Origin of the sequence: Rhodovulum sulfidophilum DSM 1374, assembly GCF_001633165.1 — a bacterium.
GTDB classification, from domain to species: domain Bacteria; phylum Pseudomonadota; class Alphaproteobacteria; order Rhodobacterales; family Rhodobacteraceae; genus Rhodovulum; species Rhodovulum sulfidophilum.
The window spans coordinates 1,433,695-1,448,862 of the sequence record NZ_CP015418.1; the positions used below are offsets into that span (position 1 = coordinate 1,433,695).

Annotated in this window: 15 protein-coding genes; 3 read left to right on the top strand and 12 right to left on the bottom strand. The window is 66.5% G+C overall.

The features are described 5' to 3' along the window. The 5 genes from pduB to A6W98_RS06860 all read right to left on the bottom strand — a co-directional run bounded on the left by pduB (position 1) and on the right by A6W98_RS06860 (position 5,801). Positions 1-819: a propanediol utilization microcompartment protein PduB gene (pduB, locus tag A6W98_RS06840; RefSeq protein WP_042459528.1), complete on the bottom strand. Its 819-nt coding sequence runs from the start codon at positions 817-819 to the stop codon at positions 1-3. A 29-nt stretch (positions 820-848) separates the two neighbouring features. Next, positions 849-1,139 carry a propanediol utilization microcompartment protein PduA gene (gene pduA, locus A6W98_RS06845; protein WP_042459530.1) on the bottom strand — a complete coding sequence of 97 codons (291 nt, stop codon included), beginning with the start codon at positions 1,137-1,139 and terminating at the stop codon, positions 849-851. A gap of 87 nt (positions 1,140-1,226) precedes the next feature. Next, positions 1,227-2,345 (bottom strand): iron-containing alcohol dehydrogenase, encoded by a 1,119-nt coding sequence (locus A6W98_RS06850; RefSeq protein WP_042459533.1) that lies wholly within the window; start codon positions 2,343-2,345, stop codon positions 1,227-1,229. A 150-nt stretch (positions 2,346-2,495) separates the two neighbouring features. Further along, complete coding sequence (locus A6W98_RS06855) at positions 2,496-5,033, bottom strand: glycyl radical protein (protein ID WP_042459537.1); 2,538 nt, start codon at positions 5,031-5,033, stop codon at positions 2,496-2,498. 63 nt (positions 5,034-5,096) lie between these two features. Further along, the gene (locus tag A6W98_RS06860) at positions 5,097-5,801 is read right to left on the bottom strand and encodes a DJ-1/PfpI family protein (RefSeq protein WP_269202145.1); all 705 of its coding nucleotides are present in this window, start codon (positions 5,799-5,801) and stop codon (positions 5,097-5,099) included. A 613-nt stretch (positions 5,802-6,414) separates the two neighbouring features. Here A6W98_RS06860 and A6W98_RS06865 point away from each other — a divergent pair. Together A6W98_RS06865 and A6W98_RS06870 are read left to right on the top strand one after the other, a co-directional pair. Next, positions 6,415-7,326 carry a DUF7973 family transport facilitator gene (locus tag A6W98_RS06865; protein ID WP_042459541.1) on the top strand — a complete coding sequence of 304 codons (912 nt, stop codon included), beginning with the start codon at positions 6,415-6,417 and terminating at the stop codon, positions 7,324-7,326. A 112-nt stretch (positions 7,327-7,438) separates the two neighbouring features. Then, positions 7,439-8,692, top strand: coding sequence for an acetate/propionate family kinase (locus tag A6W98_RS06870; RefSeq protein ID WP_042459543.1), 1,254 nt, complete (start codon positions 7,439-7,441; stop codon positions 8,690-8,692). Between the two features lie 478 nt (positions 8,693-9,170). Here the strand turns inward: A6W98_RS06870 and A6W98_RS06875 are convergent, their stop codons facing one another. The 3 genes from A6W98_RS06875 to A6W98_RS06885 are packed head-to-tail and all read right to left on the bottom strand — an operon-like array spanning position 9,171 to position 10,537. Beyond that, positions 9,171-9,665 carry an Hsp20/alpha crystallin family protein gene (locus tag A6W98_RS06875; protein ID WP_042459545.1) on the bottom strand — a complete coding sequence of 165 codons (495 nt, stop codon included), beginning with the start codon at positions 9,663-9,665 and terminating at the stop codon, positions 9,171-9,173. Between the two features lie 30 nt (positions 9,666-9,695). Further along, on the bottom strand, positions 9,696-10,091 hold the full coding sequence (locus A6W98_RS06880; RefSeq protein ID WP_042459548.1) for an Hsp20/alpha crystallin family protein: 396 nt from the start codon (positions 10,089-10,091) through the stop codon (positions 9,696-9,698). 14 nt (positions 10,092-10,105) lie between these two features. Continuing rightward, positions 10,106-10,537, bottom strand: a complete 432-nt coding sequence (locus tag A6W98_RS06885) for an Hsp20/alpha crystallin family protein (protein ID WP_042459551.1) — start codon at positions 10,535-10,537, stop codon at positions 10,106-10,108. A 658-nt stretch (positions 10,538-11,195) separates the two neighbouring features. On the opposite strand from A6W98_RS06885, the gene A6W98_RS06890 reads away from it, so the two are divergent. Further along, on the top strand, positions 11,196-11,723 hold the full coding sequence (locus A6W98_RS06890) for a hypothetical protein (protein WP_052677955.1): 528 nt from the start codon (positions 11,196-11,198) through the stop codon (positions 11,721-11,723). A gap of 131 nt (positions 11,724-11,854) precedes the next feature. On the opposite strand, the gene A6W98_RS06895 is transcribed toward A6W98_RS06890, so the two are convergent. The 4 genes from A6W98_RS06895 to hutW form a co-directional block, all read right to left on the bottom strand. Beyond that, positions 11,855-12,322 (bottom strand): hypothetical protein, encoded by a 468-nt coding sequence (locus A6W98_RS06895; protein WP_042459556.1) that lies wholly within the window; start codon positions 12,320-12,322, stop codon positions 11,855-11,857. Then, positions 12,319-12,474 carry a hemin uptake protein HemP gene (gene hemP / locus A6W98_RS20250; protein WP_072071660.1) on the bottom strand — a complete coding sequence of 52 codons (156 nt, stop codon included), beginning with the start codon at positions 12,472-12,474 and terminating at the stop codon, positions 12,319-12,321. Before hemP ends, A6W98_RS06895 begins: the two co-directional genes overlap by 4 nt. Before the next feature lie 103 nt (positions 12,475-12,577). Then, the gene (locus A6W98_RS06900; RefSeq protein ID WP_155734741.1) at positions 12,578-13,546 is read right to left on the bottom strand and encodes an NAD-dependent epimerase/dehydratase family protein; all 969 of its coding nucleotides are present in this window, start codon (positions 13,544-13,546) and stop codon (positions 12,578-12,580) included. Beyond that, entirely contained in the window at positions 13,543-14,940 is a 1,398-nt protein-coding gene (hutW, locus tag A6W98_RS06905; protein ID WP_042459559.1) for a heme anaerobic degradation radical SAM methyltransferase ChuW/HutW, read from the bottom strand. Before hutW ends, A6W98_RS06900 begins: the two co-directional genes overlap by 4 nt. Between the last annotated feature and the right edge of the window lie 228 nt (positions 14,941-15,168).

A 15,168-nucleotide genomic window follows, 5' to 3' on the forward strand; every position in this document is an offset into this window, starting at 1 on the left:
TCAGATGTACGGCGTGGTGGTCGACTCGAGCGGAGCCGGGTCCATGGCGCCCAGAAGCTGCTTGCCGACATCGCGAGCAGCATGGATCGCCTGGCGCACCGCGCCGGAATCGCCGCTGAACGTGTAGATGGCCTCGTTCGAGTAGCTGGTCCCGCCATTGCCGGGCGAGGCGTAGCCGATGGTCTCGACCGTGGCTGCCTTGGCCGCGGTATCGGCCATCAGCACCCCGATGGCGGCAGGCGCCCCCACGGTGATGCCGAACGCCTGGCCGACCGGCGCACCGAAGGCCTTGTTCAGGGCATAGCTGGCACGGGCGGTGTACTGGAATTCCAGGTGGCCCGCGTCGTTGCCGTAGACATCGCCGAAGGTCCGGTCCAGTTCGCCAAGCATCACCTCGACCGCCCGACGGGCGTCGGAGACGTCCGCGGCGCCGAAGATGACCAGCGAGCCGTGGCCGCCGCCGCCCTTGGTATCGCGCGGCAGTTCGATCACCAGCACTTCGCTGTTGGTGGCCTTCACCGCCTCATCGGCCGCGAAGATATGGGGACCGGCCCCGGTCCGCGCGCCGACGATGCCGATCGACCGGTATTTCTTGTCGATCTTCATTGCTTCGTGCAGGGACGGATCGACATTGGCGATGACCATGCCGATCGTGTCGCCGATCGCGGTGCCGACGAATTCGGTCAGCTGGCAGGCCTTGGGCGCCTTTGCGGGCGCGGCCTTGGTCTCGGGTTGGGGCTCGGAGGAGGAGGAGCTTTCGCTCCCCCCCATTTTCCGGATCACTTCCCCCATGAGTTGTTCGACAAGATCGTCTTTCATGACCGATCCTCCTAGTCTTCAGTCAGGGGTTACTCGGCGGCCGGGGCGGGATGGGGCAGAATGCGTTCCACCTCGGTATGCGGCCGCGGGATGACGTGGACCGAGGTCACGGTGCCGACCTTGCCGGCCGCCACGGCGCCCGCATCGGTGGCGGCCTTGACCGCGCCGACATCGCCACGCACCATCACGGTGACGAGGCCCGAGCCGATTTTCTCGTAGCCGATCATCGTCACGTTGGCCGATTTGACCATGGCATCCGCCGCCTCGATGGCGCCGACCAGACCTTTGGTTTCGACCATTCCCAGTGCTTCCTGTTGCATCGCTCTCTCCTTGCTCACGATGTTGCGTTGATGAAGTTAGACTTGGGGTCTTCGCGCTTTCTGCTCTGCTGCATTCTCCCTCGTCTCCTAACCGCCGACCTGCGCCAGCAGGTCTTCCAGGTCTGCCTGGGACGGTTGTCGTGGGTTGCTGGTCGTGCAGGCATCGGCCAGCGCAGCCGCCGCGACGACAGAGCGAACGCGACGGTATTCCTCCTTGTCGGCACCGATCTCGGGGATCGTTGCGGGGATGCCGAACAGGGTGTTGAACTCGCGGATCTTGGCGATCAGCGCGGTGACGGCGGCACCCGTATCGGGGGCGTCGAGGCCGATCAGCCGGGCGATCCGGGCATAGGCGGCGGCGGCCCTGGGCTCGACCGCGTTCCACGGGATCACCACCGGCAGCAGCACCGAGTTGGTGCGGCCATGGACCACGTGCAGCTTGCCGCCCAGCGCATGGGCGAGGCTGTGATTGACGCCAAGCCCCGCGGCGGCGAAGGCGAAGCCCGCCAGGCAGGAGGCCTGGTGCATCGCGTCGCGCGCTTCCATGTCATTGCCATCGGCATAGGCGCGGGGCAGGTGGGCGAAGGCGAGGCTCAGCGCCTTGTCGGCGAAAGCGTCGGTGAAGTGGTTCGCGCCCCTTGCCACCACGGCCTCGAGCGCGTGGGTGATGACGTCCATGCCGGTATCGGCGGTCACCTTGGGGGGGGCCGTGCGCACGAATTCGGGGTCGAGCAGCGCCACGTCGGGCACCAGCTCTTCCGAGATCAGCGGGAATTTGCGTCCGTTGGCCGGATCCGAGATCACGGCGAAGGTCGTCACTTCGGACCCGGTGCCGCTGGTCGTCGGGATCGCGACGAAGGGGATGTAGCGGTCGGGATGCATCTCGCGGACGATGGCGAGGATGGCTTTCGCGCCGTCGATCGGCGAGCCGCCGCCAAGCGCGATGATGACTTCGGGGCCGAAGCCGCCCAGATGGCGGGCGCCGGCGGAAACGGCGTCGATGGGGGTGTCCGGGACAACCTCGTCAAAGACCCGGATCTGGCAGTCGGGCAATGCCTTGCGGACCCGGTCGAGGGCGCCTGACTGGGCCAGGAAGGCGTCGGTCACGATCCCCACCTTCTGGCCGCGATAGGCGTGCAGGCGGTCCAGCAGGCCGGGGCCGAAGACGATCTCGGTCCTGGTTTGGAAACTCGTGTAGCGGGTCATTCGGGTCACCTGTTCTTCGCGGGTCGTCGGGTCGGACAGTCTTTCGTGGGCGGCGGACACGGGCGACGGGGGTCAGGGGAGGAGCCGCCCGTGTCTCTGCCCGGTCGGCCCCCGCTTGCTGCATTGCGGGGACCGGCCTTTCTTGTCGGATCAGAACGTCTGTTCGGTCCGGCTGATGATGTCGTCCTGCACCTCTTTCGCGAGGACGACGAACTGGGCGCTGTACCCGGCCACGCGGACCACGAGGTCGTTATGGGCTTCGGGGTGTTTCTGTGCGTCCAGCAGGGTTTCGCGATCGATCACGTTGAACTGCACATGCATGCCCTTGTGATCGAAGTACGACCGCACCAGCGAGGCGAAGTTCTGCAGGCCCTGGTCACCGGCCAGCGCCGAAGGCAGGAACTTCTGGTTGTAGAGGGTGCCGTTCGAAGCGATGAAGTGGTCCAGCTTGGCCACCGAGTTGGCAGCGGCGGTCGGGCCCTTCGCGTCCTTGCCTTGCCGCGGCGACACACCGTCCGAAAGCGGCTGCTTGGCGAGACGGCCGTCGGGCAGCGCACCCACGTCCTTGCCGAAGAGCACGTTCGCGGACACCGGGTAGATCCCGGCCTGGAACTGGCCGCCACGCGGGTTGGTGTATTTCTCCACCTCGAGGCAGTAGATCCGGGCGCATTTCCGGGCGATCAGGTCGACATCGTCAATGTCGTTGCCGAAGCATTCGGCCGAGTCCATCAGGCGCCGGATGTTTTCGTACTTGGACGAGTCCGATGTCGGAGCGCTGTTGGTGGCAAGGGTCCGGTAGACCTCGTCCTTCAGCGTGGCCACATCGACCGAGCTGTTGGTGGAGAGAACCTTGCGCACCGCGGCGTAGACTTCTTCCTCGGACGGCCCCTTGCTGTTGTCCGCCGGAGCGGACGAGCCGAGCGCGACACCGAAGTTCGCGTCCATGGCTTCCTTGAGGTCGGCCATCGACACTTTCTTCTCGTCGAAGACGAATTTCTCCATCGCGTAGACCGAGTCGCCGCTATCCGCGACGCCGAAGGCCTGCGGGCCGGTGAAGTTGTAGATCGCGCCGCCTTCCTGGACCGACTTGCCGCGGCCGAGGCAGTCATCGACCATGGCCGAGAGGAAGGGCAGGGGCGCCCGTTCGGCATGGGCGATGTCGACGCAGTTGTCGGCTTCGGCGAGGTGTTTGACGAAGAAGGCCATCTGCGCCTTGAACGCCGCGTAGAAGTCGTCGAGCGATTTCCACTCGGTCATCTCGCCGGTTTTCGGACCCAGCTGCGTGTCGCCCACGCGGCCGTTGTTCATGGTGATTTCCAGAACCTTGGCCACGTTGAAGAACGCCGCGTCGTGCCAGCCTTCGGTGCGGTGGATCGATTGCGGTTCGACGCAGCCGACAAGACCGTAGTCGCGGGCATGGGCCAGCGAGACACCGCGGTTCTGCAGCGCCGGGATGATCACCTCGTCGTTGTAGACGGCCGGAACCCCAAGCCCGAGACGCACGACTTCGGCCGCACGGAACAGGAACTCGTCAGGGGTGCCCTGCCAGACGCGGATCGAGAAGGACGGCTGCGGCAGCTTCACATGCGCGGTGGCTTCCATGCACATGTAGGACATCTCGTTGGTGGCATCGAGACCGTCTTCGGTCTGACCACCCACGCAGAGGTTCTGGAACACGGCGTAACCGGCAAAGGCTTGGGCCGAGATTTCGTCGCGGGTCTTGTTGACGTCGTTCAGCTTGATCCAGACGCAGTCGACCAGTTCCTGGGCGAACTCCTTGCTGATCGACTTGTCGGCCAGGAAGTAGGGGTTCATGTACTGGTCGAACCGGCCGGGCGAGATCGAGTGGCCCGAGGATTCGATCTGCAGCATGCACTGGATGAACCACATCGTCTGGCAGGCTTCCCAGAACGTCGAGGCCGGGTTTTCAGGCACGCGGCGGCAGTTCTTGGCGATCTGTTCCAGTTCCGCCTTGCGGGCCGGGTTCGATTCCTGCGCCGCCAGTTCCTCGGCCTTCGCGGCATAGCGATGGGCGAAGTTGATCGCGGCGTTGTAGGCGATCACGGTCGCGTTGTAGAACTGTTTCTTCTTGATGAAGTCCGGGTCTTTCTCGTCCAGGCATTCGATCGACTTGATCGCCTGCTCGATGACGCCGCGGAAGCCGATCTTGAGGATCTTGCCATAGTCCGCGCAGACGTGGCCGACGCCGCCGAAGTAGTAGTTGCCGACGGTGAAGACGCCATTGTTCATGCAGTCATGGGTCTTCTTCGACATGTACGAGGCCGCAAGCGCCTGGGTGGTCTTGCCCGGCCAGTACTTGAAGGCCTCATGCAGCTCGGCTGCGGTTTCCTTCGGGATCTCGAAGGGGTCGGCCATCCGGGTGGCCATCGTGTCGAATTCGGCTTCCACCCATTCGAACGAGAATTCGGGGCAGATTTCGGTCGAGCGCGGGTTCTTGGTGACGGCGCCGACGATCAACTCGTCTTCGCGGATGGTGACCGGAAGCTCGTTGAAGATCTTCTCGACGACCTTTGCGCGCCGCAGGATCGCCGGCAGCCCTTCGGTCGCCTTGTAGGCTTCGGTCGCAAGAACAGCGCGCTCGGACTCGACATAAGGCTTCGCGTCGATGATCTGCTTCTTCAGCCGCAATACGCGGTCCGTCGGTTTCGTAAAGCCCTTCTCAATCATGGTATCCTCCAGGCTGTTATGCCCCGCCGAGCCCTCGCGGCCCGCCGGCGCCGATAGGTTCGTTCAGTTCACGGCATCGGGGGCGATGCGGCGCAGGAAGGCGCGCAGGAGCCCCGGGTGACCGGGCCAGGCCGGCGATGTCGCGAGATTTCCGTCGATTACGGTGTCTTCCGGCGCGACGGCGACATAGGTGCCACCGACGGCGCGGATCTCGGGGGCGACGGCCGGGTAGGCCGTCAGGTTGCGGCCGGCGAGCACGCCCGCGGCTGCAAGGATCTGCGGCCCGTGGCAGATCGCGGCGACGGGCCGGTCGTCATTCATGAAGGTGCGGACCAGGCCCAGCACCTCGTCGTCGAGCCGCAGATATTCGCAGGCGCGGCCGCCGGCGAGATAGAGCCCGTGATAGCTGTCGGGTTCGATCAGTCCGAAGGCGGCGGTCAGGCGAAACAGGTGACCGGGCTTTTCGCTATAGGTCTGGTCGCCCTCGAAATCGTGGATCGCGGTCCGGATGGTGTCGCCCTTGCATTTGCCGGGGCAGACCGCGTCGACCGCGATGCCGACCATGTCCAGCGCCTGGAGGGGAACCATCACTTCATAATCTTCGGAATAGTCACCGACGATCATGAGGACTTTGTATTTCGAGGAACCGAACATTCCATTTCCTTCGCGATGGGCCGCGTCGTTGAATGGAGAATAGGTGTTTGCCGGGTCTCGGAGCAACGCGAAGGGTTTGACAATGACGGGTAATTGCTTGCCGGAGGGCGGCAAAACGGGCGCAATGGCCTTGAAAACAAGGAGATTGACGTTGGGGGAAGCCGAGCGGCGAAAATCGGGTCGATGACAATAAAATACCCGGGCGGGTAAAATCTTGTCATGGGAAGGTCAAGATAACCCTGCAAGGGCCGCGCGAAGCTGTGTCGCCTGCTGTGCCCGCGGTTCGGCGTGGGAATCGCTGTAGGAGCACAACCTATTGAAATAAAATATTAAATTTTGGAATTTGGCGTGCCGGTCAAGCCTTTTCTGCATCCCTGAGAGGGCGCGTTCCTGGTCTTTCCCGTTTCTGGCAAGAAATCACCTGCAGAGGCCAAGTTCCCCGCGTTGACCGTTTTCAGAAATTCGCACACCATTATTTACGACGACGCGCCCAAATTCGGGTTTCGTTTCGATATTCCGATATCGGGGGATGTAGGTTTTCCATCCGGGCAGGCGATCTGTTTTCCGGTCTGGGTGATTTACATTTTCGAAATCCGGCGGCGGTTGCGGAGCGAATGGAAACCGAAAGAAACGACACGAGGTCTTGAAAGCGGAATCGAAGTGAGCGCGCAAATCCAGTTTCTGGATTTCGGGCAAACGATGTCGGTTGCGTTGCAAGGAGGAACAAATGACTGCACTCGGTTTACTGGTCGCCTTCGGGGGCGGCATTTTCGGGGCGGCGATCGGCGCATTGCCGGCCTTCGCCTTCGTGGGCATCCTGACGATCGCGGGCGTCGCGATCCAGCTGGCGGTCGCGCCCGCGGCCACCGACTTTTTCGGGATCCCCTTCGGCGTTTTCGGTCCGCATGTGGGCGGGTTCGCCTCGGGCGTTGCCGCCGCGGCCTATGCGGCCTCGAAGGGCAAGCTTGACAGCGGCCGCAACATCGTGACCGCGGGGATGGGGCTGAACAGTCCCGACGTGCTGCTGGTCGGCGGCATCTTCGGGATCGTCGGCTACGTGATCTGCTGGGGTGTCGCGATGGTGCCCGATGTGGGCCCGGGCCTGCCCTGGACCGACTATCCCGGCATGAGCGTCGTGATCTCGGCCTTCATCGTGCGCTTCATCTGGGGCACCTGCGGGCTGTGCGGCAAGGCGCCTGAAGGCGAGCGCTTCTTCCATCCGACCGATGCCACCAAATGGCTGGTCTTCCAGAGCAGCTTTGGCCAGATCGCCATGATCGGTGTCGGCGTCGGGCTTCTGGGCGGCTGGCTGGGCATCACCTACGGCATGCCCGGTGCGCTTCTGGCCTTCGGCATCGCGGCGGCGAGCCTGCTGTTCCTGACCGTCGGCGTGCTGACCCCCGTCACCCACCACATCGCGTTGCCGGCCGCCATCGTCGGCGTGGCCTCGGGCAGCATCATCTGGGCCGGTATCGCGGGTCTCGTCTGCGCCTTCGTCGGCGAGTTCTTCGCCCGCATCTTCCTTGATCGCGGCGACACCCATATCGACCCGCCGGCCTGCACCATCGCGGCCATGACGCTGGTCTTCAACGTCCTGACCTCCATCGGTTTCTGGGCTCTCCTCCCAATGCCGGTGTGATCCGGGGGCAGACCGACACCCTGCACCCCGAACGGGCGGCACGACACCCCTCCTCCCAAACTCCCCCCTGTCGTGCCGCCCGTCCTTGCTGTTTCAAAGAAAGGACGATCTCATGATCCTGACCATCAACTGCGGCAGTTCCAGCCTGAAGTATCAGCTTTACACGACCGATCTGTCCGAAGTCGTGGCGAAGGGTCTGATTGCCAGGATCGGAGAGACCGGTTCCTATTCGGATCACAAGGCCGGATGCCGCGGCGAGAAGGTCGCGCTTCCGGTTCCTGACCACAAGACTGCGCTGGAGCTGATGCTGGCCAGCCTCATGCATGCCGATTACGGCGTGATCGACGGCCCCGCGGCGATCTCGGCGATCGGCCACCGCGCGGTTCATGGCGGAGATGTCTTCGTCGATTCGGTGGTCGTCGATGACGAGGTCATGGCCCAGCTTCGCGCCTGCATCGGCTTTGCGCCGCTGCACAACCCCTGCAACATCGCCGGCATCGACGCCGCGAAACGGCTGTTCCCGGGCGTGCCGAATGTCGTGGTGTTCGATACCGCGTTTCACCAGACCGTTCCGCCCGAAGCGCATGTCTATGCGCTGCCCTATGAGCTCTATTCCAAGCATGGTGTGCGGAAATACGGCTTTCACGGCACCTCCTGCCGCTATGTCAGCCAGGCCGCAGCCGATCTGCTGAACTGGCCGATCGGGGACATGAAGATGGTGATCTGCCATCTCGGCAACGGGGTCACGCTGACCGCAGTCGATGGCGGCAAGTCGGTCGATACCTCGATCGGGTTCGGCACTGTCGGCGGGGTTCCCATGGGCACCCGGTCGGGGGATTTCGACCCCACGATCATCTTCCACCTGGTCAACCAGCTCGGCATGGATCTGAAGGATGTCGAGAAGCTCTGCTATCACAAGAGCGGTCTGCTGGGCGTCTCGGGCGTCAGCAACGACATGCGCGAAGTGACCATGCGGGCAGAGCATGGCGACGAACGCTGCGCGCTGGCGGTCGAGATCTTCGTCTATCAGATCAAGAAGACCATCGGCGCCTATGCCGCCGCGATGAACGGGCTCGATGCCCTGGTCTTCACCGCGGGCATTGGCGAGAACAGTGCCGAGATCCGGTCGCGGGTCTGCGCCGGGCTGGGGGTTCTCGGGGTCCGGATCGACGAGGCGTCGAACGAGGTGGCGCGCGACGGCTATCCGAATATCAGCGCCCCCGACGCCTCGGTCGCGACCCTGGTCGTACCGACCGACGAGGAGCGGATGATCGCGATGGACACGCTGCGTCTGACGCCCGAGCACCTCCTGACCACTCCGCGTGGCGTCTCTTCGCGCGGATACGAACAGGCGCGGCCGATCTAGGCCGTCCCTGCCGTCGTCCGGCGGCCTGTCGGGGAGCAGCGGGAGAAGCCTCTTCCGCGGGCCCGGCAGGTCGTCGGCGGCTTTGGTGGCCGTGCCTTCGGCCGCCTTTTTCCTGTCCTGATCGCGGGCGATGTGGATCGAGGATGGTGACGGCCGTCCCGGCGGGCGCGAAACGCGCGATCAGGCGCCGCGCTGGCAGACCGAAGCGCCGGTTGGCGGCCCGCACCGACGAGCGCTGACATTCCGGCCGAGATCACGATGGTGAAGATCCTCCCCGAAGATCCCTGGAAGATCGCGCGGTCGACCCCGAAGGTGACGAGGATGATGGCGGCGGTGACCCCGGTCTGGATCGGGACTCCACCGGTTCGAAACCGTCGCATGACGACATGGCTGAGCGGTCGGTCGCGCATGCGGGGCTCTGCCGATGGAGGAGGGGCGGCCGCCTTGCGCGGCGGCCGGTGCGTCCTTCGGGCGGGGCTCAGGCGCCCTGCACCTCGATCCGTCTGACCCGCGACTGCGCCTCGGCCGTCTGCGGCAGGCGGATCGTCAGCACCCCGTTCCGGAACGAGGCCTCGGCCTTGCTGCCATCGACGCCGGGCGGCAGCGGCAGGCTGCGGTAGATCGCGCCATAGCTGCGTTCGGACAGATAATAGCCGGTCTTCTCTTCCTGGCGCTCGACCCTCTTCTCACCCTTGATGGTGAGGGTGTCGTCGGTGACGGAGACCTCTATGTCCTTCATCTCCATGCCCGGCAGCTCGATCGACACCTCGATGGCATTGGCGGTTTCGACGACATCGGATTTCGCATCGCTCCCCAGCGGCCAGTCGAGCGCGCCGAGGCGGTTCCAGAACCCCTCGAAGACGCGGTTCATGTCGTGTTGCAACGTGGCGATCGGGTTGTCCTCGCCGGTTCGGGTCTTGGGCTCGGGGCTGTGCTCTTTCCGCGCCCAGGGGATGAGATCCCTGATCTGCATGATATGTCCTCCTTTCCATGCGCGATCCGCTCAGGCGGACCTGACGGCGATCTTCTTCGGTTGTGCGGCTTCGGCGCGCGGCAGCGTCACGCGCAGCAGCCCGTCCTTCATCTCGGCCGCGATCCGGTCGGGGTCGATATCCTCCGACAGGGTGAAGGCGCGTTCGTAATCGCCCTCGCCATATTCGGCATGAACCAGCTGCAGCCGCCCGGGCCGGGCGGTTCCGGCGTGGCCGCTGATCGTCAGCACCCGGTTTTCCAGCGCGATCTCGACATCGGGCGCGGCGACGCCCGGCATTTCCAGCAGCAGCGTCACCGTGCCGTCGCGTTCGACGATATCGGCCAGCGGACGGTAGATGCGGCCGCCACGGGCGGTTTCCGGCGCGTCGGCGGGGCGTTTGTCGGGGGCAGTCATCTCGGTGGTCATTCTCGATCCTCCTCTCACGCGGCCTTGATCTCGATCCGGCGCGGCTTGTCTTCCTCGGGGCGCGCCACGACCACCCGGAGCACGCCATTGATGAAGCGCGCCTCGACCTGGTCGTCGCGGGCAGGGAAGGGCAGGCGGATCGCCCGGCTGAAGCGGCCATAGGCGCGGTCGCGCCGGTGCCAGATGGCGGTGTCGCCGAGATCCGGCGCGCGGCGCTCGCCCGACAGCGTCAGGACATTGTCCTTGATCGTGATGTCGATGTCGGACGGGGCGATGCCCGGCAGTTCGGCGGTGATCGCCACGGCCTCGTCATTCTGCCAGACATTGATCGCCGGAAAGGCGGCTGTCCCGGCCCCGAGCCTTGGGCCGAGGGCGCTGTCGAGATCGCGGCCCATCTGGCGCATCAGCGCGAAGGGATCCGCAGCGAATGTGGATGGATAGAGCATGACACGTCTCCTTGCTTGCGTCGGTCGCAATACCGGGGCGCTCTGGCGCACCGGCGGAGACGCCCCTGGGGGCGAACATGCTTCAGGTCCCGCCGCGGGGCGGCGGTTGATGTCCTGACGACCCCGGCGGTTTTCCCTGCGGACAAACCCCGGCGGTCCGCTCGTCGAGCCGGACCTGTCGCGTGTTCCCGAAAACCCCGAACGGGCGTTTCCTAAACTGATAAAGGGAGGCCCGGCCGCGCCTTCAAGATCTTCGAAAACGAAAAATCATCCCCATTTTAGAGGAGAGGGCCGAGCAGGCGGCAAGGGCTTGCCGGTCGCTTGCAGAGGCGCAAGGAAGGGGGCTTGCCTTACCCGACTAATTTTGTCAGATTAGGCGCAAGCTCATGCCAGAGGCGGTTTGCGCCCAGCCGAGACCGGAACATCAGGCTTTCGGGGAGGCCTGCGGGCAGCTGGCCGCCGCGGTCGGTGCGCCTGCCGCCTCCCCGGAAACGAAACTGGAGGATCTGCCCATGATGTCATCCGAAGGCGCTGCCGTTTGCCGCTCGGGTCGCCACCCCGGCCCTCGCATCGCCCTGCAACCGGCCGTGGCCGGGGCATGGGGGCCGCGCAATCCGGTTCCTTCCGGCAAGCTCTGCCGTCTGGCGGAGCGCGCGGCATGAGCGGGTCCGGCTGCGAGCGCCGCCTCGGGCCGCTGGACCGGCCGCTGGCCGAGGCGGGCTACGATCCTTCCGAACATGGCGTGCTGACCGTTGCCCGCTACTATTTCCAGAGTTTCGCCTTTCCGAACAGCCAGGCCTGGATCAACGCCTTCGCAAAGGCCGAGTCGCTGTTCCCGCCGGGTATGGCCCGGGCGGGCGCCTCCGAGATCGCGGTGGCGGTGCTGGCGGCGGTGCAGCAGATGCGCGCCGCGCGGGGCTCGGGCTTCCGCTTCTCGAACCCCGACTGCCCGGGCTGTGCCCGGATCCTCAGTCCGCATGAGCGCCAGTTCATGGAAGTGCTGGTGGCATTGCGCCGGGGCCGGCGCAGCCGGGCCCATACCGCGGCGATGCTGATCTGCGAGGGGAATGCCTCCGAGACCTTTCTCGTGGCGATGTCCGACCTGGCGGCTCTGACCGGTGCCCTGTCTCCCGGGCAGGTGCACCCTGTCGGGGCGCAATGTGATCGGGGACCGGCGGTTTCCTGATGCATCCCCCCTGCCGACGCGCCGCGGCGTGCCGGCCATCGCGCGCGCCCCGCAGTGCATCGGGGTCGGCAGGGGGGCAATTTCCTCCGCGGCGGTCAGGACGGCCGGGCCCTTGTCGGGGCCCGGCCGTGTCAGTGCAGTACGGGGCTGCTGACGTGGGCATTGGCGGGATGCGCCCGCACCAGCCCCAACAGCGCAAATCCCAGCTCTTCCGCGATCGCGACCGCCTGCGAGGCGGCATGCGGTCCCAATAGCGCCAGCGCGAACAGGAACGCGTCCTCGCGCTCGCCGCCAAGGGCCGCGGCCACCATCTGGGCGAAGGCATTCTCGTCGCCGCCGACCTCGCGATGTGCAGGGCGGTGGCTGGCCATCGGGCGCCGCCCGCCGCCCCGGACAAGATCCGTCAGCGCATCGAGCAGCTCTTCCTGCGCTTCGGCGCGCGGGCCGAGGATCTGCCCGAAATTGCGACGCATGCGGGCCCGGGTCATCGGGCCGTCGGACCAGCCGCGGAGGCAGCGGATCGCGGCACGCTCGAGCGGCGGCAGCTCGTCGAGCGTGGCGACGGGGGCGGCCCCCCGTGAACCGCGATCCGGGGTCATTTCGTCAGGATCAGCTTGCCCGCGCGGGTGATGCGCAGGGTGTAGGCGACGCCGTCCAGAAGGATCTGGGTCGTGACCTCGCCATCGGTCAGGGCGCGTGCGTCGTGAACCGGAGTGGCGCCGGTGCGGAAGCTGTACTCGACGCGGCTCATGGGCGGCCTCGCGGGGTCTTCGGCGTTGCGGGGGGCATCATGTCATGTCTCCTTCTTGCGGACGCTCCGGCGGGTGGAGCCCTTGGGTGATAAGGTGCCGCGGCTATTCCGCGGCGGTGGTGGCGCTTGCGCGCTCGTCGGCAAGGATGGCGGCAAGTCCCTCGCGATAGGTGGGATAGCGCAGCGCGAAACCGGGCAGGGCCTTCAGCCGGTCGTTGCGGATGCGCCGGTTCTCGGCCCAGAACGCGGCCGCGCCGGGCGGCAGCCCGGCCGCGTCAAAGGGCACCCTCGGCGCAGGCGGACGGCCCAGCAACCGCGCGGCATGATCCAGAAGCGCATGCGCGGGGGCGGGCAGGTCGTCGGTGAGGTTCAGGCGGCGCAGGCCCGCAGGGGCGGACATGGCAGCCAGGATCGCGCCGGCCGCATCTTCGACATGGATACGGTTGAACACCTGGCCGTGGCGCAGGACGGCTTGGATGCCGGGGCTCCGCATCCGGTCCAGCGCGTTGCGGCGCCCGGGGCCGTAGAGACCGGACAGGCGCAGGATGTCGAGTGCGGCTCCCCGCTCGGCGGCCAGTGCGGCCCAGTCGCGTTCGGCGATCAGCCGGGCGCGGGCATCGGCGGTTTGCGGGGCCGGGCTGCGGGTCTCGTCGATCCAGGCGCCGCCGCAATCGCCATAGACCCCGGTCGAGGACAGATAGCCGATCCAGCCCAGTCCGGAGGGCAGCGCCCCGGCGGCGGTCAGCGCGGCAAGCGCCGGGCAGCCCCCCTCGCCGGGCGGGATCGAGATCAGAAGATCGGTGACGCCCTCCAGCATCTCGGCCAGCGCCGCCCGGCGTCCGCTGGCGGCCGTGTCGAAAAGATGCATGCCGATGCCCTGCTCGACCAGCTCGGCCGCGCGCAGCGGGTCGCGGGTGGTGGCCGAGACCCGGGCGCCCGCGGCCTGCGCGCGCAGCGCCACGAGGCCCGCGCAGAAACCCGCCCCGAACACGAAGAGATGACGCTCCGCAAGCGGGCGTGCGGTCGGGGTCGGCCCGGTGCTGGACGGAATGACGGTGAGCTCTGCGGTCATCTTGCATTCTCCTTCGCGCTGGTGTCCTCGCGGACCGCTTGATCGGTCCAGGCGATGATCCTGGCGGTCATCGCCACCTGCCAGAACCGCCCGGCCAGCGTCAGCGGCAACGCCCCGGCCTCGACGGTCATCAACCCCGCCTCCTGCCACTGCGCCAGAAGCGGCGCGGCCAGATCCTCGAAGCGGCGCGCGTGGCCGCAATCCGCGAGCGCCCGGTCGACGGGGCCGGGGTCGAGCCGTCCGCGTTCCATCCCGGCCTTTATCGCGTTATGCACCGCTGCCAGGGCGGAGGGGCGCATCAGCCCCGCCAGCAGCGCGCTGCCGCCCTGCCGGGTCGCCTCGGCATAGGCATCGAGATCGGGCTGCAACCTGTAGCCATGGCCGTGCAGATTGCCGCCCGCGCCCGCGCCGAAGGCAAGGCAGGCGGCGCCGGACTTGACATCGGCATTGTAAAGATTGCGTTCGCGCAGGCCGCGCCGCCAATGGGTGGTCGAGATCGGTTCCCATCCGGCCCGGTCCATCTCCTCGCAGCCATCGGCGTAATAATGGCCAAGGCTGTGGGGCGCGGCCGGAAGCAGCTTGCCCTTCTCCTGCGCCAGCAGGAGCGGCGTGCCGGGGATCGTCTTCAGCGCATAGAGATCGAGCCCGTCGAGCCCCAGCGCCGCGGCCGTCCGCAGGTCCTCGCGGAAGGTGGCGCGGTCCTGGCCCGGAAGGCCGTAGATCAGGTCGATCACCACCGCCCCGCAATCGGCCGCGATGAGACCTTCCAGAAAGCGCAGCGTTTCGCTTCGGGTCGATTTGCGGCCGAGGCGGCGGCGCACGCGGTCGTCGAAGCTCTGGACACCCAGCGAGACGCGGTTGACCCCGGCGTCGAAGGCCGCGCGCGCCTTCTCGAGCCCGAAGCTGACGATCCGGCCCTCCAGCGTGATCTCGCAATCGGGGCTCAGCGGCAGGGTCTCGCGCAGGCCGCCGACCAGCCGGGCGAGATCGCGAGCCGACAGGGCAGAGGGGGTGCCGCCGCCAAGATAGAGGGCACGGATCGGGTGGCCCTGCTGCACCGCCATTGCCGCGCCGGCCTGCATCTGCGCCAGCACCGCGTCGACATAGGGCGCGCCCGCCTCACGGCGCCACGGGTTCTGATAGAAGCCGCAGAACAGGCAGTGGTTCTCGCAGAAGGGCACATGGACATAGGCCACCGTGGGGCCCTGGCGCGGCGTCTCGCAGAGCCGGTCCCAAAGCGCGGGCACATCCTCGGCCGGTACCGCGCTGACGTGACCATGGGCATGCGCCCGTATCCCGCCCGAGAAGGCGCCCGCAAGCGGGTCGTCCGAGATGCGGGCGAAGAACGGATCAGAGCGGCTTTCGTCGGACGGTGTCACGTTTTGCACAGTCATCCATGTCCTCCGGAAAGCGGGCAGGGGCCGGGCAAAGAGCTGGGTCCTGTCGTGACGCGTAGCGGTATTTGTGGCGGGGCCGAAATGGCGCCCTTTAACCCGACTCTTTTTATCAGGTTAGAGCGGCGAGGGAAAGAGCCTTGCCTCCGTTCCGCGCGGCGACAGGCGGTCGGCCGCAGGCCCCGGGTGCCGGAGGAGGAAAAGGCGGTGGCGGCGGCCGGTCCAATT